Annotated in this window: 21 protein-coding genes; all 21 read left to right on the top strand. The window is 59.1% G+C overall.

Annotation, left to right across the window (positions count from 1 at the left end; all coding sequences use genetic code 11):
• Window positions 1–9 precede the first annotated feature (9 nt).
• The 21 genes from pilQ to CLU88_RS10690 all read left to right on the top strand — a co-directional run bounded on the left by pilQ (window position 10) and on the right by CLU88_RS10690 (window position 24,178).
• The gene (pilQ, locus tag CLU88_RS10785) at window positions 10–2,127 is read left to right on the top strand and encodes a type IV pilus secretin PilQ (protein ID WP_233205597.1); all 2,118 of its coding nucleotides are present in this window, start codon (window positions 10–12) and stop codon (window positions 2,125–2,127) included.
• Window positions 2,128–2,154: 27 nt separating this feature from the next.
• Window positions 2,155–3,765, top strand: coding sequence for an Ig-like domain-containing protein (locus CLU88_RS22780; protein ID WP_143225978.1), 1,611 nt, complete (start codon window positions 2,155–2,157; stop codon window positions 3,763–3,765).
• A gap of 75 nt (window positions 3,766–3,840) precedes the next feature.
• Complete coding sequence (aroB, locus tag CLU88_RS10780) at window positions 3,841–4,941, top strand: 3-dehydroquinate synthase (RefSeq protein ID WP_099656593.1); 1,101 nt, start codon at window positions 3,841–3,843, stop codon at window positions 4,939–4,941.
• A gap of 58 nt (window positions 4,942–4,999) precedes the next feature.
• Window positions 5,000–6,169 (top strand): deoxyguanosinetriphosphate triphosphohydrolase, encoded by a 1,170-nt coding sequence (locus CLU88_RS10775; protein WP_099656592.1) that lies wholly within the window; start codon window positions 5,000–5,002, stop codon window positions 6,167–6,169.
• A 72-nt stretch (window positions 6,170–6,241) separates the two neighbouring features.
• Complete coding sequence (locus CLU88_RS10770) at window positions 6,242–6,880, top strand: DUF1415 domain-containing protein (protein ID WP_099656591.1); 639 nt, start codon at window positions 6,242–6,244, stop codon at window positions 6,878–6,880.
• Between the two features lie 3 nt (window positions 6,881–6,883).
• Window positions 6,884–7,819 (top strand): SAM-dependent methyltransferase, encoded by a 936-nt coding sequence (locus CLU88_RS10765; RefSeq protein ID WP_369827630.1) that lies wholly within the window; start codon window positions 6,884–6,886, stop codon window positions 7,817–7,819.
• Between the two features lie 90 nt (window positions 7,820–7,909).
• Window positions 7,910–8,608: a transposase gene (locus tag CLU88_RS10760; protein WP_099656589.1), complete on the top strand. Its 699-nt coding sequence runs from the start codon at window positions 7,910–7,912 to the stop codon at window positions 8,606–8,608.
• A gap of 169 nt (window positions 8,609–8,777) precedes the next feature.
• Window positions 8,778–13,511, top strand: coding sequence for a glutamate synthase-related protein (locus CLU88_RS10755; RefSeq protein ID WP_099656588.1), 4,734 nt, complete (start codon window positions 8,778–8,780; stop codon window positions 13,509–13,511).
• A 48-nt stretch (window positions 13,512–13,559) separates the two neighbouring features.
• Complete coding sequence (locus tag CLU88_RS10750) at window positions 13,560–15,038, top strand: glutamate synthase subunit beta (RefSeq protein WP_099656587.1); 1,479 nt, start codon at window positions 13,560–13,562, stop codon at window positions 15,036–15,038.
• A gap of 247 nt (window positions 15,039–15,285) precedes the next feature.
• Complete coding sequence (locus CLU88_RS10745) at window positions 15,286–16,077, top strand: amino acid ABC transporter substrate-binding protein (RefSeq protein WP_099656586.1); 792 nt, start codon at window positions 15,286–15,288, stop codon at window positions 16,075–16,077.
• A 189-nt stretch (window positions 16,078–16,266) separates the two neighbouring features.
• On the top strand, window positions 16,267–16,920 hold the full coding sequence (locus tag CLU88_RS10740) for an amino acid ABC transporter permease (protein ID WP_099658793.1): 654 nt from the start codon (window positions 16,267–16,269) through the stop codon (window positions 16,918–16,920).
• A complete protein-coding gene (locus tag CLU88_RS10735) occupies window positions 16,901–17,704 on the top strand; it encodes an amino acid ABC transporter ATP-binding protein (protein ID WP_099656585.1) in 804 nt (267 codons plus the stop codon). Before CLU88_RS10740 ends, CLU88_RS10735 begins: the two co-directional genes overlap by 20 nt.
• Window positions 17,705–17,874: 170 nt before the next feature.
• Window positions 17,875–18,693 carry an ABC transporter ATP-binding protein gene (locus tag CLU88_RS10730; RefSeq protein WP_099656584.1) on the top strand — a complete coding sequence of 273 codons (819 nt, stop codon included), beginning with the start codon at window positions 17,875–17,877 and terminating at the stop codon, window positions 18,691–18,693.
• Entirely contained in the window at window positions 18,690–19,472 is a 783-nt protein-coding gene (gene mlaE, locus CLU88_RS10725; protein WP_099656583.1) for a lipid asymmetry maintenance ABC transporter permease subunit MlaE, read from the top strand. The genes CLU88_RS10730 and mlaE overlap by 4 nt, the downstream gene beginning before the upstream one ends.
• A 33-nt stretch (window positions 19,473–19,505) precedes the next feature.
• Window positions 19,506–19,994 (top strand): outer membrane lipid asymmetry maintenance protein MlaD, encoded by a 489-nt coding sequence (gene mlaD, locus CLU88_RS10720; protein WP_099656582.1) that lies wholly within the window; start codon window positions 19,506–19,508, stop codon window positions 19,992–19,994.
• Complete coding sequence (locus CLU88_RS10715) at window positions 19,991–20,791, top strand: VacJ family lipoprotein (RefSeq protein WP_099656581.1); 801 nt, start codon at window positions 19,991–19,993, stop codon at window positions 20,789–20,791. Before mlaD ends, CLU88_RS10715 begins: the two co-directional genes overlap by 4 nt.
• 150 nt (window positions 20,792–20,941) lie before the next feature.
• Window positions 20,942–21,583, top strand: coding sequence for a phospholipid-binding protein MlaC (locus tag CLU88_RS10710; protein WP_162995903.1), 642 nt, complete (start codon window positions 20,942–20,944; stop codon window positions 21,581–21,583).
• A 45-nt stretch (window positions 21,584–21,628) separates the two neighbouring features.
• Window positions 21,629–21,925, top strand: coding sequence for a lipid asymmetry maintenance protein MlaB (locus CLU88_RS10705; protein ID WP_099656580.1), 297 nt, complete (start codon window positions 21,629–21,631; stop codon window positions 21,923–21,925).
• A 50-nt stretch (window positions 21,926–21,975) separates the two neighbouring features.
• Window positions 21,976–22,914 carry an ABC transporter ATP-binding protein gene (locus CLU88_RS10700; RefSeq protein WP_099656579.1) on the top strand — a complete coding sequence of 313 codons (939 nt, stop codon included), beginning with the start codon at window positions 21,976–21,978 and terminating at the stop codon, window positions 22,912–22,914.
• Window positions 22,911–23,666, top strand: coding sequence for an ABC transporter permease (locus CLU88_RS10695; RefSeq protein WP_099656578.1), 756 nt, complete (start codon window positions 22,911–22,913; stop codon window positions 23,664–23,666). Before CLU88_RS10700 ends, CLU88_RS10695 begins: the two co-directional genes overlap by 4 nt.
• Window positions 23,667–23,935: 269 nt before the next feature.
• Window positions 23,936–24,178 (top strand): BolA family protein, encoded by a 243-nt coding sequence (locus CLU88_RS10690; protein WP_099656577.1) that lies wholly within the window; start codon window positions 23,936–23,938, stop codon window positions 24,176–24,178.
• The last annotated feature ends 15 nt before the right edge of the window (window positions 24,179–24,193 follow it).

The raw sequence follows: 24,193 nt of genomic DNA, 5'->3' as shown, positions 1-24,193 counted from the left end.
GATTCCATAATGAAAGTTTTCCAACATACAGCTGTTGCAATCTGCATCACTTGTTTGTCAACAGCTGCGCTGGCACAGCAAGCTATTCGGTCTGTGACCGGTTCATTGCAAGGCGGGGCTGAGGTTCTTCGGGTTGATTTGGCAGAGCCTCTTGCAGGTTTGCCAACCGGCTTTGCGACTCAATCTCCTGCACGCATTGCTTTGGATTTTCCAGGGGCCTCCAATGCAACTGGAAAAAATGCTGTTGACATCAATCAGGGTAATTTGAAGTCTGCCAATGTCGTGGAAGCTGGTGGGCGTTCGCGTATCGTCCTCAATTTGAAGCAGCCTACGTCGTATCGGGCTGAAATTCAGGGTAGTGCGCTGCTTATCATGCTAGATCCCGTCAGTGCTTCTTCAAGCGCTCCTGTGCAGCAAACTGCAAAGTTTGCCGATAGCTATAACAATGAAGTTTTAACACTGAAGGACATCGACTTTCGGCGAGGTGCTGATGGGGCTGGCCGAATTGTTGTTGAACTGCCAAACAATCAGATTGGCGTGGACCTCCGGCAACAGGGTAAAGGTTTAGCTATCGAGTTTTTGCGATCAAGCTTGCCCGAGGGGCTGCGTCGGCGTTTGGATGTAGCTGATTTCGGGACTCCTGTTCAGTCAATCACCACGACTCAACAAGGCGACAAGGTGCGTATGCTTGTCGAGCCCATAGGTGATTGGGAACATAGTGCCTATCAGAGCGACAATCAATTTGTCATCGAAGTTCGGCAGAAGAAAGTTGATTTATCAAAATTGACTCAAGGCCCCAATTACAGTGGTGAAAAGCTTTCTTTGAATTTTCAAAATATTGAAGTTCGATCTCTGTTGCAGGTGATTGCTGATTTTACTAATTTCAATATTGTCACTTCTGATACGGTTACCGGTGCACTGACCCTTCGATTAAAGGATGTACCGTGGGATCAAGCCTTGCAGATCATTATGGATGCCAAGGGATTGGGGATGCGCAAGACCGGTAGTGTTTTGTGGATTGCGCCAAAAGATGAAATAGATGATCGCACCAAAAAAGATTATGAAGCGGCACTTTCAATTCAAAAGCTAGAGCCATTAAAAACCCAAGCATTTCAGCTGAATTACGCTAAATCGGCCGATATGGTGACGCAGTTGACTACCAGTTCGTCTAGCAGCGGTGGTGGTGGAACGTCCAATAGATTTCTTTCTGAGCGAGGAAGTGCTATATCTGAGCCTCGCACCAATCAGCTTTTTGTCACGGATACTCCAAGCAAATTGGAGGAGGTTCGTAAGTTGCTATCAACGCTAGATGTCGCAGTGCGTCAGGTGATGATTGAAGCACGCATTGTTGAGGCTCGCGATACTTTTGGTCGCTCTCTTGGGGTAAAACTGGGCGGAGGTGATCTTCGCGCACAGTTGGGCGGTGATGGCGGCTATGGGATCGGTGGAAATAACCGTGTCGCTTTTGGTACGAGTTACGCAAACGCCACAAGCTCGGCGGGATATGGAACTACAGTCAACACTGGTGGAACATTTGTTAATTTGCCGGCATCGCTTTCTGGTGTTGATAATTTTGGATCTTTCGCTCTTTCTATATTCAATTCGGCAGCGAATAGATTTTTAACTCTTGAACTCTCTGCCATGGAGGCGGATGGGCAGGGGAAGATTGTGTCTAGCCCGCGTCTGATCACTGCTGATCAAACCAAGGCTTTGATTGAGCAGGGTACAGAGTATCCTTACTCCGTAACCGCTCCGAATGGAGCTACTACCATTGCGTTCAAGAAAGCAGTTTTGAAGTTAGAGGTTACCCCTCAGATTACCCCCGAGGGAAATATTATTCTTGATTTGGATGTCAGCAAGGACAGCAGGGGTGAGACCACAACTCAGGGTGTTGCTATTGATACAAAGCACATTAAGACGCAGGTCCTGATTGAGAATGGCGGAACGGTGGTAATTGGCGGTATTTTTGAAATGGAAGAATCCAATCAGGAAAATAAGATTCCTTTATTGGGCGATGTTCCTGTTGTTGGTAATTTGTTTAAAAATAGAACAAAAGAATCGGTCAAGCGCGAGATGTTAGTTTTTATAACGCCAAAAGTTATTACGGATCGCACCGTTAGTCGTTGATTCTTTTTGAAAAGAGGGTGTTGAATTATGAAATTTTTCGGAAATTTATTTGCGATAGCGACTATCGCACTCCTTGCGTCTTGCGGTGGCGGCGGTGGCAGCGCTGGTACGACGCCCGGTGGTACTGCAGCCACTGTTGCAAGTTTTGACTACGTGTTAGATAAGAGTTCTATTTCAAATTCTGGTGCGGATGAGGCGACATTGACTGCGACAGCACTGGATGCAAACAACAATCCTGTGTCAGGTGTGGATTTCAAGGTCAATTTGAGTTCTGGTATTTATACGCCAACGAATACGACTACCGATACGTCGGGGAAGGCCGTTGGAAAGATTTCGATGGGCGGTAATAAATCGAATAGAACTATTACTGTAAATATGACTGTAGGTGGCAAGGCAAAGACTGACACCATCACCGTGACGGGGAGCGACATTGCGTTGTCGACAGTACCTGCAGCGCCTGCACCGGGGGCTAGTGTTGTTTTGACCGTCAAGGTTGTGGATGTCAATGGCGTGGGTATTGGTAATACTCCTATTTCTCTTTCTGGAAGCTTGGGGTTCAAAGGCACTGTGACCACGGACTCCACAGGTACTGCAACAGCGAATTTGTCGGCTGCTCCCACGACCGTAGGGACCTACACCGTAGTAACAGCGGCATCGGGGGTCACGAAAAGCCGTGAAATTCAGATCGTGGGTCCTACTGGTAGCGTGCCGGATGCGGTTGGCGTGATTTCAGCAGCGAGCCTCGCGATTACGCCAAATACCATTGCACCAAATCTGAACGGTGCTACGACAAATAAAGCTGCTTTGCGTGCAATATTTCAAGATGCGTCAAACCGTGCGATTAAAAATATTCGAGTCAGATTTGAAATTGTGGAGCCTAGTTTGGGTGCTGGTGAGCAAGTTTCTACCGGATCTGCAACCGTCTATACGGATCAAAATGGTGTTGCAACAGCTGATTATATTGCGGGGACCCGTTCTAGCCCAACGAATGGAGTATTGATTCGCGCATGTTATGCATTAACGGATGCTGCAATTGCAAATGGTGCTTGCCCTGATTCACGGTCCGCAACGATGACGGTGGCGAACTCTCCACTTTCTATCACGTTGGGTGATAATAATTTGCTCGCTGCGGGGGCTAATAATTTGACATACATTAAGAAGTTTGATGTGGCTGTTGCTGATGCGGCTGGTAATGCTGTTTCAAATGCTCAAATTTCTGCAAGCGTAGATTTGCGATATTATAGAAAAGCTCTTGGAATTGATGTTGTCGGTGACGCGATTACTTATACAAGCACACCTTTTATCTGTTTGAATGAGGATACCAATCGCAATGGCCTTTTGGATGCTGGTGAAGATGTCAATAGTAATGGTGTCATTGAGCCGAGAAAAGCTGATGTGATTATTTCTTATGTCGGTGGGCAAGTGACTGGTACTAACGGTCGAGCAACTATCCAAGTTGAATATCCCCAGAGCGTTGCTTATTGGATTGACTATGCTGTAAAGGTAACGACCAATGTTGCTGGCTCTGAAGGTTCTGTAGAGAAGCTCTATCTGACCCAAGGACTTGAGGGTGATGTTACTAATGGCTCTTTCAGAAAGCCACCCTATGGATCCTCGGCGTGCAATTCCCCCAATTAAATTGTAGGTGATTGTTCAAAAAGAGCAGCTAGTCTGCTCTTTTTGCTTTTGTGAATTGATATTGAATTTTTAAATATGTATCGCAAATTCTCAAGTGTTTGTGTCGGTTTAGAGGGGCGATCTTATTTGATTGAAATATGTCAAGGTTTTTTTGATGCAGGTGATGATTTTTACATTCCATCAGGCTCTTCTGCATTGATTGTTACGAATGACATTGTTTCTCCAATTTATACCAATCTATTGATTGGAAAAATAGATAATAAATTTTCTAATGTTCTTGTTTTGGTTTTGCAGGATGGTGAGTCCCAGAAAAACTGGAATTCTTTAAGTAAAATATTCGACTGTCTTTTGGAAAATGGTTGTGATCGTAAGGCAGTAATTTTTGCCCTCGGTGGTGGTGTTATTGGGGATATGGCCGGTTTTGCCGCATCGACCTATATGCGCGGTATCCCGTTTGTGCAGGTGCCTACGACGCTTCTGGCGCAAGTGGATTCTTCTGTGGGTGGAAAGACGGCTATCAATCATCCCCTGGGCAAAAACATGATTGGATCCTTCTATCAGCCACAGCTGGTAATCTGTGATGTCGACACGCTGGACACACTGCCTGCCCGAGAGATGAGTGCAGGTATGGCGGAGGTGATCAAGTACGCGCCCATCTACGATGCTGACTTCATGGACTGGCTTGAATCATCAATGGATGGATTGATGGCCAAGGATCATTCTTTGCTGGCATATGCCATCAAGCGATGCTGCGAGATTAAAGCCCTGGTGGTTGCGGAAGATGAGCGAGAGTCCGGCCTGCGCGCCATCCTGAATTTTGGTCACACTTTTGGCCATGCCATTGAAACAGGCATGGGCTACGGTGTTTGGCTTCATGGCGAGGGTGTGGCTGCCGGCATGGTTATGGCGGCAGAGTTGTCTCGCCGTTTGGGGATGTTGGATGCTGCGTTCGTTGAGCGTTTAAAAGCGCTGATTCAGCGCGCGGGGTTGCCAATCAAGGGCCCGGTTATCGACCCTAAGGACAATGCAGGTCGCTACCTAGAACTGATGCGCATCGACAAGAAATCGGAAGCTGGTGAAATCCGGTTTGTGTTGATCGATGGGCCGGGCAAGGCTGTGGTCCGTCCAGCGCCAGACGCTTTGGTGCGTGAAGTGATCGACGCCTGTTGTGCTTAATTGCTATGCTTTTGATAGCTTTTAGCGCTTTCTGTTAAAGCGCTAGAGTCAGTTTTAAATGGAACTTCCATTGCTTGCTCCATACGCCTGTGATCCTGCGTTTAGCCGGGGGCGCCAATACCCAGAGATTGCCGCGCCAACGCGCACGGAGTACCAGCGGGACCGGGATCGGATTGTCCATTCCACGGCGTTTCGGCGGCTGGTTTACAAAACGCAGGTCTTCTTGAACCACGAAGGGGATTTATTTCGTACTCGGCTGACCCATTCTTTGGAAGTCGCACAGTTAGGGCGGTCTATTGCCCGCACGCTGTGCATTAACGAAGACCTGGTCGAGGCGATTTCGCTGGCGCACGATTTGGGGCACACGCCGTTTGGGCATGCGGGGCAGGATGCGTTGAATGAATGCATGAAGCCCTTTGGGGGCTTTGAGCACAATCTGCAAAGTTTGCGGGTGGTGGACCGCTTGGAAGAGCGCTATCCCGCCTACGATGGTCTGAACCTGAGTTTTGAGACCCGAGAGGGAATTTTGAAGCACTGTTCGCCTGCAAATGCTCAGTTGCTTGAGATGAGCGAGCCGCAGGGAGTGGGGGCGAGGTTCTTGCAAAAAATGCGACCCAGCTTGGAGGCCCAGTTGTGCAATCTGGCGGATGAGATTGCGTACAACGCCCACGATATTGATGATGGTGTGCGTTCTGGGTTGCTCTCCATGGCCCAGCTGGAAGAAGTGGCCTTGTTTGATCGCTATCGCGCAGAAGCGCTGAAAGAACACCCTCAGCTGGCTTCACCATCTATGCAGCGGCGCTGTTTGCATGAGTCGATTCGTCGCATGCTCAGTGCGCAGGTGTATGACGTGATTGCAGCAACGCGCTTGGCACTGGATGAGTGTCAGCCTGCCGATGTCCAGGCTGTACGCAGGATGCCTGTGCTGGTGCAGTTCAGTGCATTCATGCGTGAGCAATCCTTGGAGCTCAAGCGGTTTTTGTTTCGGGCTTTGTACCGCCATCCGCAAGTGATGGAAACCACGGGTAATGCCAAACGCATCGTGCGGGAGTTGTTTGCGATCTATGTGGACCGGCCTGCTGAGATGAAGCCGGCTTATGCCGATAAAGCACAGCAGGGGGATGCGCAGGCTCGGGCTGTGGTCGTGGCCGATTACATCGCTGGCATGACCGACCGGTTTGCCATTCGGGAGCACGAGCGTTTGTCTGGTCTGCGTCTGATGGGTTGATCCAGAACGAGGCAGAAAGGGGCACGCATACAATCCGCCTCTTTCTTGCTGCGGCTTTGGCCTCTTTGTGCGATGACTTCGACCACCCCAGATAGCTCTAGCGCGACCCTTTTGGCCCAGGATGGCTTGGAGGCGATCGTGATTGAAGACACCGTCCGTTGGCTGGAGCGCGCCGTGATTGGGCTCAACCTCTGCCCCTTTGCCAAGGGTGTGCATGTCAAAGGGCAAGTGCACTATGTCGTCAGCGCGGCCACGGAGGCCGACACCTTGCTGGCGGATGTGCGTCGGGAGTTGCTGGCTTTGTCTGATATCTCCCCGGAGGTTCGAGACACCACGCTCCTGATGGCGCCTCGCTGCATGGCTGATTTTCTGGACTTCAACGATTTCACTGCGTTGGTGGACGATTTGGTCCAGTCGTTGGATTTCGATGGCCTGCTGCAAGTGGCTTTTTTTCACCCACAATTTCAGTTTGCTGGCACGCAGCTGGACGATGTCTCCAACTGCACCAACCGAACGCCGTACCCCACCTTGCACCTGCTGCGCGAAGAGAGCATTGACCGGGCGGTGGCGGTGTTTCCAGAGGCGGACGCCATTTTTGAGCGAAATATCGAAGTTCTGGAAGGTCTTGGCACGCAGGGCTGGGCTGAGTTGGATGTGGGGGCACGCTGTCCCGTGCACGGCGTCATGGATCGCTCTGGTGAAGGAAAGTAAGGCATGGCAAGCTCACAAACAAAACGCAAAGGCATGCCGGATGCAGGTCGCGCATCCAGCGGGGCGGCTGGCGGTAAAAAGCCGTCAGAGCCATCTTCTGTGTTGGACGAGTTGCGCCCAGGGCAGTCTGTTGAGCTGCTCAAAGAGCTGCACATACTGACCCGCGATGGCCGCCTGAACCAAGACACCCGTCGCAAGCTCAAGCAGGTCTACCACCTCTTCAATTTCATCGAACCTTTACTGAAAGAGTTTTCAGAAGAGGGGCGCAGTCCTGGACTGGCCGACCACGGGGCTGGCAAGTCCTACCTGGGTTTTATCCTGTACGACTTGTTCTTCAAGCAACTGGGGCGCGGGCATATTTACGGCATTGAAACGCGTGCCGAGCTCGTGGAGCGGTCGCGTGGATTGGCGTCCCAGCTGGGCTTTGATCGCATGTCGTTTTTGAATCTCTCTGTGGCCGAGTCCATGGGGGTGGCAGAGTTGCCAGAGCAGATGGACGTGGTGACGGCTTTGCATGCCTGCGACACCGCCACCGACGATGCCATTGCGTTTGGTCTGCAAAAGCGGGCCCGTGCCATGGTGCTGGTGCCCTGTTGCCAGGCTGAGATGGCCGCTTGCTTGCGCCGCGATAAGGCGCTGCAGTTGGCACGCACTCCGTTGGCAGAGCTGTGGCGGCATCCGCTGCACACCCGCGAGCTGGGCAGCCAAGTCACCAACGTGTTGCGGTGCCTGTACCTGGAGGCGCGTGGCTATCACGTGACGGTGACGGAGCTGGTGGGGTGGGAGCACAGCATGAAAAATGAGCTGATCATTGCCCGCTACACCGGGCAAAAGAAGCGCAGCGCGGTAGAACGCTTGGCAGCCTTGTTGGATGAGTTTGGCCTTCAGCAGTCCATGGGTCACAGATTTGGGTTGGAGGCAGAGGCGGTGCTGTCATAACCGCCATTGGGTGCAGGCGCACGCCGGAAATAGGGGACGCATTTATCATCGTCCCTTTTTGCCGCATGGCCGCTTTGGCCAACGCCTCCCATGGCCCGTTTGCCCCGACTGACTTTGCCCGGTTACCCGCACCATGTGATTCAGCGGGGCAACAACCGCCAGCCCATTTTTGCCGATGCCGACGACTTTGAAGTCTTTCTGGCGCAATTGACCGAGCAGGCTCTCAAGCATGGCGTGGCAGTGCATGCCTATGCGCTGATGGAGAACCACTTCCACTTGCTGGCGACACCTGATTTTGCAGACGGGCTGCCCAAGATGATGCAATCTGTGGGCCGCACTTATGCCCAGTACTTCAACCGCCGCCATGGTCGCACCGGCACTTTGTGGGAAGGGCGCTACCGCTCTACGGTGCTAGACGCTGAGGCTTATCTTTTGCCTTGCATGGTGTTTTTGGACCTGAATCCGGTGCGTAGCGGCTTGGTGGTGCAAGCTTCTGACTATCGGTGGTCCAGTGCATCCCATTGGCTGGGCCTGCGCAATGACCGCCTGCTTTCACCCCATGCTCGCTACTGGGCGCTGGGCAACACTCCCTTCGCGCGCGAAGCCGCCTATTTGGCCCTGCTCGAGTCTGGCTTGGCCGCATCGCAGCAAAAGTCTCTGGTGGACTCTGCTTTGAACGGGTGGGCGCTGGGGTCTGCGACGTTTTTGGAGGAAATCCAGGCGAAGACAGCGCGCCGCGTGACCCGCTCTCAGCCTGGAAGGCCTCGCAAAGCGCAGACTGACCACTGATTGCGAGCTGCCCAAAGGGATTGGTGCGCCCTAATTTGATATGTCCCCAATAATTTGTTGATGAATTTTGTTGGAATTTAAATAGTATCTGACCCTATTTAATTTGCTTGCATCCCATGTTGCATTGCACTAATCTCGGCATCCCTGCGAAAAATATGAGGAGTGCGCCATGACCACGGCTGCCGAGATCCAGCATCTGCAACAACACGGTTTGTATTCATCGGGTAACGAACACGACGCCTGCGGCCTCGGGTTTGTGGCCCATATCAAGGGCATCAAGCGCCACGACATCGTGACGCAGGCCTTGAAGATTCTGGAAAACATCGACCACCGTGGTGCTGTGGGGGCCGATCCGCTGATGGGCGACGGCGCCGGCATCCTGATCCAGATTCCCGACGCGCTGTACCGTGAAGAAATGGCCAAGCAAGGCGTGACCTTGCCTGCCTCTGGCGAATATGGCGTCGGCATGATCTTCCTGCCCAAGGAGCATGCCTCGCGTCTGGCTTGCGAGCAGGAGATGGAGCGCGCCATCAAGGCCGAAGGCCAGGTGCTGCTGGGCTGGCGCGATGTGCCGGTCAATGTGGACATGCCCATGTCTCCCACCGTGCGCAAGAAGGAGCCCATCCTGCGCCAGGTCTTCATCGGCCGTGGCAACGACGTGATCGTGCAGGACGCGCTCGAGCGCAAGCTGTACGTGATCCGCAAGACGGCCAGCGCCAACATCCAGGCGCTCAAGCTCAAGCACAGCAAGGAATACTACGTTCCATCCATGTCCAGCCGCACCGTGGTCTACAAGGGCCTGCTGCTGGCCGACCAGGTGGGTGTGTACTACAAGGACCTGTCGGACGAGCGCTGCATCTCGGCCATCGGCCTGGTGCACCAGCGTTTCTCCACCAACACCTTCCCCGAGTGGCCGCTGGCCCACCCCTACCGCTATGTGGCGCACAACGGTGAAATCAACACCGTCAAGGGCAACTACAACTGGATGAAGGCCCGCGAAGGCGTGATGGCCTCGCCCGTGCTGGCGGCCGACCTGCAAAAGCTCTACCCCATCAGCTTCGCCGACCAGTCCGACACCGCTACGTTCGACAACTGCCTGGAACTGCTGACCATGGCGGGCTACCCCATCAGCCAGGCCGTGATGATGATGATCCCCGAGCCCTGGGAGCAGCACACCACCATGGACGAGCGCCGCCGCGCCTTCTATGAATACCACGCCGCCATGCTGGAACCGTGGGACGGCCCGGCCTCCATCGTGTTCACCGACGGCCGCCAGATCGGCGCCACGCTGGACCGCAATGGCCTGCGCCCCTCGCGCTACTGCATCACCGATGACGACCTGGTCATCATGGGTTCCGAGTCGGGCGTGCTGCCCGTGCCTGAGAACAAGATCGTGCGCAAGTGGCGCCTGCAGCCCGGCAAGATGTTCCTGATCGACCTGGAACAAGGCCGCATGATCGACGACGACGAGCTCAAGGCCAACGTCGTCAACACCAAGCCCTACAAGCAGTGGATCGAGAACCTGCGCATCAAGCTCGATAGCATCGAAGCCGGTGCCCAGGCTGCTGCACCCCAGGCCGCTGACCTGCCTCTGCTGGACCGCCAGCAGGCCTTTGGCTACACCCAGGAAGACATCAAGTTCCTGATGGCGCCCATGGCCAAGAACGGCGAAGAAGGCATCGGCTCCATGGGCAACGACAGCCCGCTGGCCGTGCTCTCGGGCAAGAACAAGCCGCTGTACAACTACTTCAAGCAGTTGTTCGCCCAGGTGACGAACCCACCGATCGACCCGATCCGCGAGGCCATCGTGATGTCGCTCAACAGCTTCATCGGCCCCAAGCCCAACCTGTTGGACATCAACCAGGTCAACCCACCGATGCGGCTCGAAGTGAGCCAGCCCGTGCTCGACTTTGCCGACATGGCCAAGCTGCGCGACATCGCGCAGTACACCCAAGGCAAGTTCAAGAGCGCGACCATCGACATCACCTACCCGCTGGACTGGGGCCGTGAGGGCGTGGAAGCCAAGCTGGCTTCGCTGTGCGCGCAGGCCGTGGACGCCATCAAGGGCGGCGCCAACATCCTGATCATTAGCGACCGCGCTGTGAGCGCCACGCAAGTGGCCATTCCCGCGCTGCTGGCGCTGTCGGCCATCCACCAGCACTTGGTGGGTGCAGGCCTGCGCACCACGGCAGGCCTGGTGGTTGAGACGGGCACCGCCCGCGAAGTGCACCACTTCGCCGTGCTGGCGGGCTACGGCGCCGAAGCCGTGCACCCCTACCTGGCCATGGAAACCCTGGCCGACATGCACAAAGAGCTGGGCGGCGACCTGTCGGCCGACAAGGCCATCTACAACTACGTCAAGGCCATCGGCAAGGGCCTGTCCAAGATCATGTCCAAGATGGGCGTGAGCACCTACATGTCCTACTGCGGCGCCCAGCTGTTCGAGGCCATCGGCCTGAACACGGAAACCGTGGGCAAGTACTTCACCGGCACCGCCAGCCGTGTGGAAGGCATCGGTGTGTTCGAAATCGCCGAAGAAGCCATCCGCATGCACAAGGCGGCGTTTGGCGACGACCCCGTGCTCGAAACCATGCTGGACGCCGGTGGTGAATACGCTTGGCGCGCCCGGGGTGAAGACCACATGTGGACGCCTGACGCGATTGCCAAGCTGCAGCACAGCACGCGCGCCAACAACTGGAACACGTACAAGGAATACGCCCAGCTGATCAACGACCAGAGCAAGCGCCACATGACGCTGCGCGGCCTGTTCGAGTTCAAGATCGATCCCGCCAAGGCCATTTCGATCGACGAAGTTGAGCCCGCCAAGGAAATCGTCAAGCGCTTTGCCACCGGCGCCATGTCGCTGGGCTCCATTAGTACTGAGGCCCATGCCACGCTGGCCGTGGCCATGAACCGCATCGGCGGCAAGAGCAACACCGGTGAAGGCGGCGAAGACGCAGCGCGTTATCGCAACGAACTCAAGGGCATCCCGATCAAGAAGGGCGACACGCTCAAGAGCGTGATCGGTGTGGAAAACGTCGAAGTCGATCTGCCTTTGCTGGACGGTGACTCGCTGCGCAGCCGCATCAAGCAGGTGGCGTCGGGCCGCTTTGGCGTCACGGCCGAATACCTGTCGTCGGCCGACCAAATCCAGATCAAGATGGCCCAGGGCGCCAAGCCCGGTGAAGGCGGCCAGCTGCCGGGTGGCAAGGTCTCCAACTACATCGGCAAGCTGCGCCACAGCGTGCCGGGTGTGGGCTTGATCTCGCCACCACCACACCACGACATCTACTCCATCGAGGACTTGGCCCAGCTGATCCACGACCTGAAGAACGTGGCGCCTCACGCAGGCATCAGCGTCAAGCTGGTGTCTGAAGTGGGCGTGGGCACCATTGCGGCGGGCGTTGCCAAGTGCAAGAGCGACCACGTGGTGATCGCCGGGCACGACGGCGGCACGGGCGCTTCGCCCTGGTCGTCCATCAAGCATTGCGGCGGCCCCTGGGAAATCGGCCTGGCCGAAACCCAGCAGACCCTGGTGCTGAACCGCCTGCGCGGTCGTATCCGTGTGCAGGCCGACGGCCAGATGAAGACCGGCCGCGACGTCGCCATCGGCGCGCTGTTGGGCGCTGACGAGTTCGGCTTCGCCACCGCTCCGCTGGTGGTCGAGGGCTGCATCATGATGCGCAAGTGCCACCTGAACACCTGCCCCGTGGGCGTGGCCACGCAAGACCCCGAGCTGCGCAAGAAGTTCTCGGGCAAGCCCGAGCATGTGGTGAACTACTTCTTCTTCATCGCGGAAGAAGTGCGCCAGATCATGGCCCAGCTGGGCATCAAGAAGTTCGACGACCTGATCGGCCGCACCGACCTGCTCGACATGCGCGCTGGCCTCTCGCACTGGAAGGCACGCGGCCTGGACTTCAGCCGCCTGTTCGCTCAGCCCAGCGTGCCTGCCGACGTGCCGCGCTTCCACGTCGATGTGCAAGACCACAACATCGAGCACACGCTGGACCGCAAGCTCATCGAGCGCAGCCAGCCCGCCATTGAAAAGGGCGAGCGCGTGCAGTTCATCGAAGTGGCCCGCAACGTGAACCGCTCCGTGGGCGCCATGCTCTCGGGGGCTGTCACCCGCGCCCACCCCGAAGGCCTGCCTGACGACACCATCCGCATTCAGCTGGAAGGCACGGGCGGTCAGTCGTTCGGTGCGTTCCTCACACGCGGCATCACGCTGTACCTGATTGGCGATGCCAACGACTACACGGGCAAGGGCCTGTCGGGCGGCCGCGTCATCGTGCGCCCCAGCATCGACTTCCGCGGCGACGCGGTGCGCAACACCATCGTGGGCAACACCGTGATGTACGGCGCCACCACGGGTGAGGCCTTCTTCAGCGGCGTGGCCGGTGAGCGCTTTGCGGTGCGCCTGTCGGGTGCCACGGCGGTGGTCGAAGGCACGGGTGACCACGGCTGCGAATACATGACCGGCGGCACCGTGCTGGTGCTGGGCAAGACCGGCCGCAACTTCGCAGCGGGCATGAGCGGCGGTGTCGCCTATGTCTACGACGAAGACGGCCAGTTCGACACGCGTTGCAACATGTCCATGGTCACGTTGGAGCGCATCCTGCCTGCCTCGGAGCAAGAGGCCACGGTGCCGCGCGCCATCTGGCATAACGGCCAGACGGACGAAGCCCAGCTCAAGAAGCTGCTGGAGGACCACAACCGCTGGACGGGCAGCAAGCGTGCGCGCGAACTGCTGGACAACTGGGCGGCATCGCGTGGCAAGTTCGTCAAGGTCTTCCCGACCGAGTACAAGCGTGCCCTGGCTGAAATTTATGAACAAAAAGTGCTGGAGGAGTCCGCTACACCAGCGGTAGCTGCTACCAAAAAAGAAGCGGCCCCTGCCAAGTAAGGCAGCGCCGTTCACCTTCGCACAGCATTCATAAACAAGGACACCGTCATGGGAAAAACTACCGGCTTCATGGAATACGAGCGCATCGAAGAGGGCTACAAGCCCGTTGCCGAGCGCTTGAAGCATTACAAGGAATTTGTCATCGGGCTCGATAGCGCCCAGGCCAAGGTGCAAGGCGCGCGCTGCATGGACTGCGGCACGCCGTTCTGCAACAACGGCTGCCCGGTCAACAACATCATTCCGGACTTCAACGACCTGGTGTACCACCAGGACTGGAAGAGCGCGATCGAGGTGCTGCACAGCACCAACAACTTCCCCGAGTTCACCGGCCGCATCTGCCCCGCGCCCTGCGAGGCCGCCTGCGTGCTCAACGTGAACGACGACGCCGTGGGCATCAAGTCCATCGAGCACGCGATCATCGACCGCGCCTGGGAAGAGGGCTGGGTCAAGCCCCGCCCTGCCAAGCACCAAACAGGCAAGAAGGTCGCCGTGGTGGGCTCGGGCCCTGCAGGTTTGGCGGCAGCACAGCAACTGGCCCGTGCAGGCCACAGCGTCACTCTGTTTGAAAAGAACGACCGCGTGGGCGGCCTGCTGCGCTATGGCATTCCTGACTTCAAGATGGAGAAGTCGCACATCGACCGCCGCGCCAAGCAGCTCGAAGCCGAAGGCGTGGTCATCCGCACCAGCGTGTTCGTGGGCGCCGCCAAGGACGGCCTGGGCAAGGACTCCAAGGTCACCAACTGGGCCAAGGAAACCATCACACCCGAGCAGTTGAACAAAGAGTTCGACGCCGTGCTGCTGACCGGTGGCGCCGAGCAATCGCGCGACCTGCCTGTGCCCGGCCGTGACCTCGATGGCATTCACTTCGCCATGGAGTTCCTGCCCCAGCAGAACAAGGTCAATGCAGGCGACAAGCTCAAGGGCCAGATCCTGGCCACGGGCAAGCATGTCATTGTGATCGGTGGCGGCGACACCGGCAGCGACTGCGTGGGCACCAGCAACCGCCATGGCGCGGCCAGCGTGACTCAGTTCGAGGTGATGCCCCAGCCCCCCGAGGTGGAAAACCGCCCGCTGACCTGGCCCTACTGGCCGCTCAAGCTGCGCACCAGCTCCAGCCACGACGAAGGCTGCGTGCGTGAGTTCGCGATCTCCACCAAGGAGTTCACGGGCGAAAAGGGCAAGGTCAAGAGCCTGACCACCGTGCAGGTCGAGTTCAAGGACGGCAAGCTGGTCGAAATCCCTGGCACCGAAAAGCACTACCAGGCCGACCTGGTGCTGCTGGCCATGGGCTTTGTGAGCCCGGTGGCCGCCGTGCTCGACGCCTTTGGCGTGGACAAGGACGCCCGTGGCAACGCCCGCGCCACCACCGAGTTCGACGGCGGTTATGCCACCAACGTGTCCAAGGTGTTTGCGGCCGGTGACATCCGCCGGGGGCAGTCGCTGGTGGTCTGGGCCATCCGCGAAGGCCGCCAGGCCGCCCGTGCGGTGGACGAGTTCCTGATGGGCTACTCCGACCTGCCACGTTGATAGAGCCCGCAGCGCTTGCGCTGTGGCCCACCCAAGCGCCCTGCGGGGCGCTTTTTCTTTTGCTATTTATTTGATAGCTGCTAGCGCTTATCAAATAACCGCTAGGCCATGGTTTGGCTCAAAGTGCCCTTGGCGTCGCAAGCGCCCATGGGGTACGGGCAGCGCCATAGCGGACAATAGAGGGTTTTGCGCTGCAGGTTGCCTGCGCGCGCTGGGTTTCCTGTTTGTGATTTGAGAGCCGATAGCCATGAAAAAAACCGCCGCCGCCCTGGCCCTGCTGGGTGCCCTGATTGCTGGATGCAGCAAAACCGACAACCCCGCACCTGCTGCTGCGCCAGCGCCTGCCGCCGTCACCAAAATCGTGGTGGGTCTGGACGACAACTTTCCGCCCATGGGCTTTCGCAACGACAAGAACGAGCTGGTGGGCTTTGACATCGACATGGCCCGCGAAGCCGCCAAGCGCCTGGGCGCCGAGGTGGAGTTCAAGCCCATCGACTGGAGCGCCAAAGAGGCCGAGCTGTCGGGCAAGCGCGTGGACGCCTTGTGGAACGGCCTGACCATCACCGAAGAGCGCAAGCAGAACATTGCCTTCACCGCGCCGTACATGGAAAACCACCAGATCATCGTGGTGGCCGCGCAGTCCAACGTCAAGACCAAGTCCGACCTGGCGGGCAAGGCCGTGGGGGCCCAGGAGGGCAGCAGTGCGGTGGACGCCGTGAAGAAAGAAGACGCGGTCTTCAAGACCTTCAAGGAGTTCAAGACCTTTGGCGACAACGTGACCGCGCTGATGGACCTGTCCACCGGCCGTCTGGATGCGGTGGTGGTCGATGAGGTGGTGGGCCGCTATTACGTGGCCAAGAAGCCCCAGGAATACGTGGTGCTGGATGCCCACTTTGGCACCGAAGACTACGGCGTGGGCGTGCGCAAGGACGACGCCGCTTTGCAAGGCAAGCTGGACAAGGCCCTGGCCGACATGAAGGCCGACGGTGCTGCCGCCAAGATTGCCGAGCAATGGTTTGGTAAGAACATCATCAAATAACAAGGTACAACCCCCTGAGCGGCTGCGCCGCTTCCCCCTTCTCTCGCCTCGCTGCGCGAGCCGGGAAGGGGGACGCCACCAGCGCGGCGGGGCGGCGCGGCCAGCTCAGGCCCTTGCGCGGTGGCCGCTGGCTTGGGCCGCGCCCGTGCTGACGGCCGCGTACAAAACATACTGAACTGTCGCGACAGCATGGACTACGTTCTCTCCCTCCTGGGACCGCTGGCGCAGGGCGCCACGGTCACCCTGAAGCTGTTCGCCATCACGCTGGCGCTGGCCGTGCCGCTTGGGCTGGCGCTGGCGCTGGCGCGGGTGTCGCGCAGGAAGGCCCTGTCGGGCTTCGTCAACGGCTACATCTGGCTCATGCGGGGCACGCCGCTCATGCTGCAGATGCTGTTCATCTACTTTGCGCTGCCGTTTGTGCCTGTCATTGGTGTGCGGCTGCCGGATTTTCCGGCGGCAGTGGTGGCCTTTGCGCTGAACTATGCCGCCTACTTTGCAGAGATCTTTCGTTCGGGCATTCAGTCGATCGACCGGGGTCAGTATGAAGGCGCCAAGGTGCTGGGCATGACCTATGGGCAAACGATGCGCCGCATCGTGCTGCCACAAATGGTGCGGCGCATTTTGCCGCCCATGAGCAACGAAACCATCACCCTGGTCAAAGACACTTCGCTGATCTACGTGCTGGCCCTCAACGACCTTTTGCGCGCAGCGCGGGGCATTGTGCAGCGCGACTTCACCACCACGCCCTTTATCGCGGCGGCGGCTTTTTACCTTGTCATGACCCTGGTGTTGACCTGGGGCTTCCAGCGTCTGGAGAAGCGTTATGCCAAGCACGACGAGTGAGCATGGGGCCGTGGACAACCCAGGCCAGCCCATGATCGAGGCGCGCGGTATCCACAAGGCCTTTGGCCGGGTGCCTGTGCTGCGCAATGTGTCGCTCACGGTGGGGCAGGGCGAAGTGGTGGCGCTGATCGGGCCTTCGGGGTCGGGCAAGAGTACGTTTTTGCGCTGCCTGAACCACCTCGAAACCATCGACCGTGGCCACATCGCCATTGAAGGCCAAACCTTGGCCCAGACCGATGCTGCCGGGCGTTGCAGCTACGCGAGCGAGACCGAGGTGCGCCGCATCTGCCGCAAAACTGGCATGGTGTTCCAGCACTTCAACCTGTTTCCGCACCTCACGGTGCTGGAGAACCTCATCGAAGCGCCCATGGTGGTGCAGGGCATGGCGCGCGATCAGGCCGTGGCCCGTGCCGAGGCTTTGCTGGATAAAGTGGGGCTGCGCGCCAAGCAGGACAACTATCCCTCGCGCCTGTCGGGTGGGCAAAAGCAGCGCGTGGCCATTGCCCGGGCGCTGGCCATGGAGCCCGACATCATGCTGTTTGACGAGCCCACATCGGCCCTGGACCCTGAGCTGACCGGCGAAGTGCTGCGCACCATGCGCGCCTTGGCCCAGGAGCGCATGACCATGCTGGTGGTGACGCACGAGATGGGTTTTGCCCGCGAAGTGGCGCACACCGTGGCGTTCATGGACCAGGGCGAATTGCTGGAAACCCGCCCTGCGGCTGAGTTTTTTGCGGGGCCGGGGCATGAGCGCAGCCGCGCTTTCTTGAACCACATGCTGTGAGGTCGCCCCGCACTGGCCCGGTTTTGGCGAACACAGCATTCGTGTTTGGGAAACAAACAAACACGAATGTATGTATGTTGCCTTGCGTTACCATAGCGGCCGTTGTGGCGAATCGCTGTCCGCGACAATCCGGGTTTGCCCCTGTCTTCTCGACTCTCCCTTCTTTTTGAATGCCTGACGCTTCTGCCCTCGTTGATTTGCGCAACGTGACCTTCTCCTATGGGGACCGGGTGATCCTGCGCGACGTATCGCTGCAAGTGCCGCGAGGCAAGGTCACGGCGCTGATGGGGGCCTCGGGCGGTGGCAAAACCACGGTGCTGCGTTTGATTGGCGGGCAGCAGCGTGCCCAGCATGGTCAGGTGCTGTTTGATGGGCAAGAGGTGGGCCGCATGGACACGGCAGGCCTGTTTGCTGTGCGTCGCCGCATGGGCATGCTGTTTCAGTTTGGCGCGCTGTTCACCGACCTGAGCGTGTTTGAAAACGTGGCCTTTCCGCTGCGCGAGCACACCGATCTTTCTGAGGCACTGATCCGTGACGTGGTGCTCATGAAGCTCAACGCCGTGGGCCTGCGCGGCGCGCGCGACCTGATGCCCAGCCAGATCTCCGGCGGCATGGCCCGGCGCGTGGCGTTGGCCCGCGCCATCGCGCTGGACCCAGAACTCATCATGTACGACGAGCCTTTTGCGGGGCTCGATCCGATTTCGCTGGGCACCACAGCCCAGCTGATCCGGCAACTCAACGATGCCATGGGGCTGACCAGTGTGCTGGTCTCGCACGACCTGGCCGAGACGTTCCGGCTGGCCGATCACGTCATCATCTTGGGCGCCGGTGTGGTGGCCGCGCAGGGCACGCCCGCCGAGGTGATGGCCAGCACCGATCCGCTGGTGCACCAGTTTGTGCATGCCTTGCCCGTGGGGCCTGTGCCTTTTCATTACCCGGGGCCTGACGCTGCGCAGGATTTTGGCCCTCTCACAGGCACCCGCTCATGAACTGGTTCCACCCCGCAAGCGTGGGCTTTGCCGTGCGCTCCAAGTTGGCCGATGTGGGGCATGGCGCCCGCCTGTTTGCCCGGCTGCTGCAACTGGTGGGGGCTGTGTTTGCGCGGCCCGCTCTGGTGCGCGACCAGGTGCATTTCCTGGGCAACTACTCGCTGGCCATCATTGCCGTGTCGGGCCTGTTTGTGGGCTTTGTGCTGGGGCTGCAGGGGTACTACACGCTGCAGCGCTATGGGTCTTCCGAGGCGCTGGGCTTGTTGGTGGCCTTGTCGCTGGTGCGTGAGCTGGGGCCCGTGGTCACCGCCTTGCTGTTTGCAGGCCGTGCGGGCACGTCGCTCACGGCCGAGATCGGCTTGATGCGCGCGGGCGAGCAGCTCAGCGCCATGGAGATGATGGCGGTGGACCCGGTTCGCCGCATTCTGGCGCCGCGCTTTTGGGCGGGCGTCATCACCATGCCTTTGCTGGCTGCTGTGTTCAGCGCGGTGGGGGTGATTGGTGGATGGGTGGTGGGTGTGCTGATGATCGGTATCGATCCCGGCGCGTTCTGGAGCCAGATGCAAGGCGGCGTCGATGTCTGGAAAGACGTGGGCAATGGCGTGCTCAAGAGCCTGGTGTTTGGTTTCACCGTGACCTTTGTGGCGCTTTTGCAGGGCTTTGTGGCCCGCCCCACCCCTGAGGGCGTGGCACGGGCCACCACCCGCACGGTGGTGATTGCCTCTCTGTCGGTGCTGGCGCTGGACTTTGTCCTCACGGCCTTGATGTTCAGTATTTGACCCCGGTCCGGCCGGTGGTGGAAGGAAGCAGCGATGCAACGCTCAAAAAATGATGTGTGGGTAGGATTGTTTGTGATGCTGGGGGCGGTGGCGCTGGTGTTTTTGGCGCTGCAGTCGGCCAATTTGCTGAGCCTGAGCTTTCAAAAGGGCTACCGCATCACGGCGCGTTTTGACAACATTGGCGGACTCAAGCCCCAGGCAGCCGTGCGCAGCGCGGGCGTGCTCGTGGGGCGCGTGGAATCCATCACGTTTGACGACAAGACCTTCCAGGCGCGGGTCACGCTGTCGATGGAGGATCGCTATGCTTTCCCCAAAGACAGCTCGCTGAAAATCCTTACCAGCGGCCTGCTGGGCGAGCAGTACATCGGCATTGAAGCCGGGGCCGATGAAAAGAACCTGGCTGCGGGCGACACCGTCACCGCCACGCAGTCGGCGGTGGTGCTCGAAAACCTGATCGGGCAATTCCTCTACAACAAGGCCGAAGACGGCAGCAAGCCCGCCGCAGCGGGGACGACCAAATGAAAACGACATTGACAGCCACGCGGGTGGCCCGCTCCACAGCGTTGCACGCCTTTGCTGCGCGCCAGGCCCGCCGAGCCATTCCTTTGCTGGCAGTTGCCGCCTTGGCAGGCTGCGCCACGGGGCCGCACTCCAATCCGGACGACCCGTTCGAGTCCTACAACCGCAGCATGACCCGCTTCAATGACCATGTGGATGAGGCGGTCCTCAAGCCGGTGTCCACGGCCTATGTCGAGGTGACGCCTGCACCCGTGCGCACTGGCGTGAGCAACTTCTTTGGCAACCTGGCCGACGTGTGGTCGTTTGTGAACAACGTGCTGCAACTGCGCGCCGAAGGCGCCGCCAACAGCTTCATGCGCGTGAACGTGAACACCCTGTTTGGCCTGGGTGGCTTGCTGGATGTGGCCAGTGAACTGGGCATCGACCGCTCGCGCCAGGACTTTGGCCTGACGCTGGGGCGCTGGGGTGTGGGCACCGGGCCTTACGTGGTGCTGCCGCTGTTGGGGCCCTCCACGTTGCGCGACACGGTGGCACTGCCTGTCGATGCAGCTGGCAACCCGGTGCGGTATGTGGACCCTGTGGCGGCGCGCAATTCGCTGTACGCGCTGCGCATCGTCGATACGCGGGCCAATTTGCTGCGTGCGGGGGCGGTGATCGACAGCGCTGCGCTCGACAAATATTCCTTCACGCGGGACGTGTTCATGCAGGTACGCCAAGGGCAGTCGAGCGAACCTTTGTTCCGGGACGATGCCGACAAAGGCGCCAACGACGGCATGCTGCCCCCAGAGCCTGACCGTTGAGCAGCGCAGGTTGCGCGTGGCTGGGCTGAGCAGCTTGGCCTGAATGTTGCAGTTGCTTGCACCTTGGTACACGGCTGAAGCCTCTGTGCAGGTGGATGACCACAAAATCCTACGAAGGGCCGCACGGTGTGCGGCCGGAGCTGAAAAGACATGATGAATCGACGTTTGTTGGGCCGTGTGGCCCTGGTTGCTGGCACCGTTTTGGCCCTGGGCTTGCCCATGGTGTCCATGGCAGCCGATGAAACACCGGATGCGCTGATCAAGCGCCTGTCGGTGGATGTGCTCAACACCGTGCGCGGTGACAAGGCCATCCAGGCGGGGGACATCAACAAGGTGATCGCACTGGTCGACAAGACCGTGATGCCCAACGTCAACTTCCGCCGCATGACCGCTGCGGCTGTGGGGCCAGGCTGGCGCCAGGCCACGCCTGAGCAGCAAAAGCGCTTGCAGGAAGAGTTCAAGATCCTGCTGGTGCGCACCTATGCCGGTGCCCTGGCCCAGGTGAACGACCAGACGGTGCAGATGAAGCCCCTGCGTGCCGGAGCCGAGGACAAGGATGTGCTGGTGCGCACCGAAATCGTGGGCAAGGGCGACCCGATCCAGCTGGAATACCGGCTGGAGAAGACGCCGGGCGAGGGCGCAGGCTGGAAGATCTACAACCTCAACGTGCTGGGTGTGTGGTTGGTCGAGACTTACCGCAGCCAGTTTGCGCAGGAGATCAATGCCAAGGGCATCGATGGCCTGATCGAAACCCTGGTGGCGCGCAACAAGTCCAACGCCGCCAAGGGCTGAAGGCGCTGATAGCGCTGTTTGCACACTCCTGAGGTTCTCAAGCCCATGACCACCACTGCCCCCGCCGCGCTGCGCCTGCCTGCCGAGCTGACCCACCGGCAGGCCACGGCCTGCCTGGCCCAGTTGCTGCAGTCCCTGAAGGGGGCTTTGCCCGGCAGCGCTTTGGTGGTGGACGCCGCGCCCCTGCAGGTGTTTGACACCTCGGCGCTGGCGGTGCTGCTTGAATTCCGGCGCGAGGCGCTGGCTTCGGGCCTGGGGTTTGGCGTGCAGGGGCTGCCCGGGGCGTTGGCGGGCATGGCCGGCCTTTATGGGGTAGATGGCCTGCTGAACCACGCAGTTTGATGGGCGCAGGCGAGCGCAGATGTTGCCCAAGCCTTAAAATCAGGGGCTTCATGCCCGCAGTCTCATTCCAAGCCATCTCCAAGACCTTTGCTACGCCCAAAGGCCCTTTCCAGGCACTGAACCAGGTCAGCCTGGACATTGAACAAGGCGAGTTCTTCGGACTCCTCGGCCCCAACGGGGCCGGCAAAACCACCCTCATCAGCATCCTCGCCGGGCTGGCCCGTGCCAGCAGTGGGCGCGTGCTGGTGCAAGGCAGCGATGTGCAGGCGAACTACGCCGACGCCCGCCGCAAGCTGGGCATCGTGCCGCAGGAGCTGGTGTTCGACCCGTTCTTCAATGTGCGCGAGGCGCTGCGCATCCAGTCGGGTTACTTCGGCGTGAAGAACAACGACGCCTGGATCGACGAATTGCTCGAAAACCTCGGCCTGGCCGACAAGGCCAATGCCAACATGCGCCAGCTCTCGGGCGGCATGAAGCGCCGTGTGCTGGTGGCCCAGGCGCTGGTGCACAAGCCGCCCATCATCGTGCTCGATGAGCCCACCGCAGGCGTGGATGTGGAGCTGCGCCAGACCCTGTGGCATTTCATCGCCCGGCTGAACAAGGAAGGGCACACCGTGCTGCTCACCACCCACTACCTGGAAGAGGCCGAGGCCCTGTGTGGCCGCATCGCCATGCTCAAGGCGGGGCAGGTGGTGGCGCTCAACCGCACGTCCGAGCTGCTCAAGGCCGCTTCGGGCAGTGTGTTGCAGTTCAAGACCGACGCCATGCTGCCCCCCGCGCTGGCTGCCGTGGCCCGGGTCACCGGCCGTATCGTGCAATTGCCTGCGCACGACGCCGCCGAGATCGAGAACCATCTGGCTGCGCTGCGCATTGCGGGCGTCGACGTGCAGGACATGGAGATCCGCCGGCCGGATCTGGAAGACGTGTTTTTGCAGGTGATGTCCGGTACCTCGGCATCGAACATCCGCCTGGAGGGCGTCGCGATATGACGGGTTGGCAAACGCTGTTTTACAAAGAAGTTTTGCGGTTCTGGAAGGTCAGCTTCCAGACCGTGGCCGCGCCCGTGCTCACCGCCGTGCTGTACCTGCTGATCTTCGGCCATGTGCTCGAAGACCATGTCAAGGTCTACGACCGCATCAGCTACACCGCGTTCCTGGTGCCCGGCCTCGTGATGATGAGCGTGCTGCAAAACGCCTTTGCCAACAGCTCGTCCAGCCTCATCCAGAGCAAGATCATGGGCAGCCTGGTGTTTGTGCTGCTCACGCCGCTGTCGCACTGGGCCTGGTTTGTGGCCTATGTGGGCTCGTCCATTGTGCGGGGGCTGGCGGTGGGCTTGGGGGTGTTTGTCGTCACGCTGGCGTTTGCGCGGCCCGAGTTTGCGGCACCCCTGTGGATTCTGGTGTTTGCCCTGCTGGGGGCTGCGCTGCTGGCCACGCTGGGGCTGATTGCCGGGCTCTGGGCCGACAAGTTCGACCAGATGGCGGCGTTCCAGAACTTCATCATCGTGCCCATGACCTTTCTGTCGGGCGTGTTCTATTCGATCCAGTCGCTGCCGCCTTTTTGGCAGGCGGTGAGCCACCTCAACCCGTTCTTCTACATGATCGACGGCTTCCGCTATGGCTTCTTTGGCCAGAGCGACACGTCCCCCTGGCTGAGCCTGGGCATCGTGGGCATTGCCTGGCTGGCCGTGAGCGCGCTGGCCGTGCACCTGCTGCGCACCGGCTACAAAATTAGAAACTGACATGACTGACGCAAAACAAGGTTCAGGCAAGCGCTTCCCTCTAGGGATCCTCTGCACGAATCACCGCGCCGCGTGCATCTGCGGAATCGGGCGGTCTGCTGCGTTGCAAATACTCGCAATAGCTACGGCTATTGCTGCGTTTTGCGCCTTGCAGCCCATCCCGCTCCACAGTGCACACTTACCGCTCGATTCGTGCAGAGGATCCCTATGACGAGGCGGATGTTGCATCCCGATTTGCGCCAGTCCTCACTGACTCCGAGCGCCCCTCTATGACCGCTGACCAACTCAAAGACCTCATCGCCGCTGGCATCGCTTGCGAACACATCACGCTCGAAGGCGATGGCCGCCACTGGTATGCGACCATCGTTTCGGCCACGTTCGAGGGCCAGCGCACCCTGCAACGCCAGCGTGCGGTGTACGCCACCCTGGGCAACCGGATGCAGACCGACGAGGTGCATGCCTTGTCCATGAAAACGTTTACCCCCGCCGAGTGGGCGGCCCAGCAAGCCTGAGTGGTTTGCTCCTGT

The sequence above is a fragment of the Acidovorax sp. 56 genome, from assembly GCF_002749705.1.
GTDB lineage: Bacteria > Pseudomonadota > Gammaproteobacteria > Burkholderiales > Burkholderiaceae_C > Acidovorax.
Note: the sequence above shows the minus strand (reverse complement) of the source record. Positions and strands in the feature narration are given on the sequence as shown.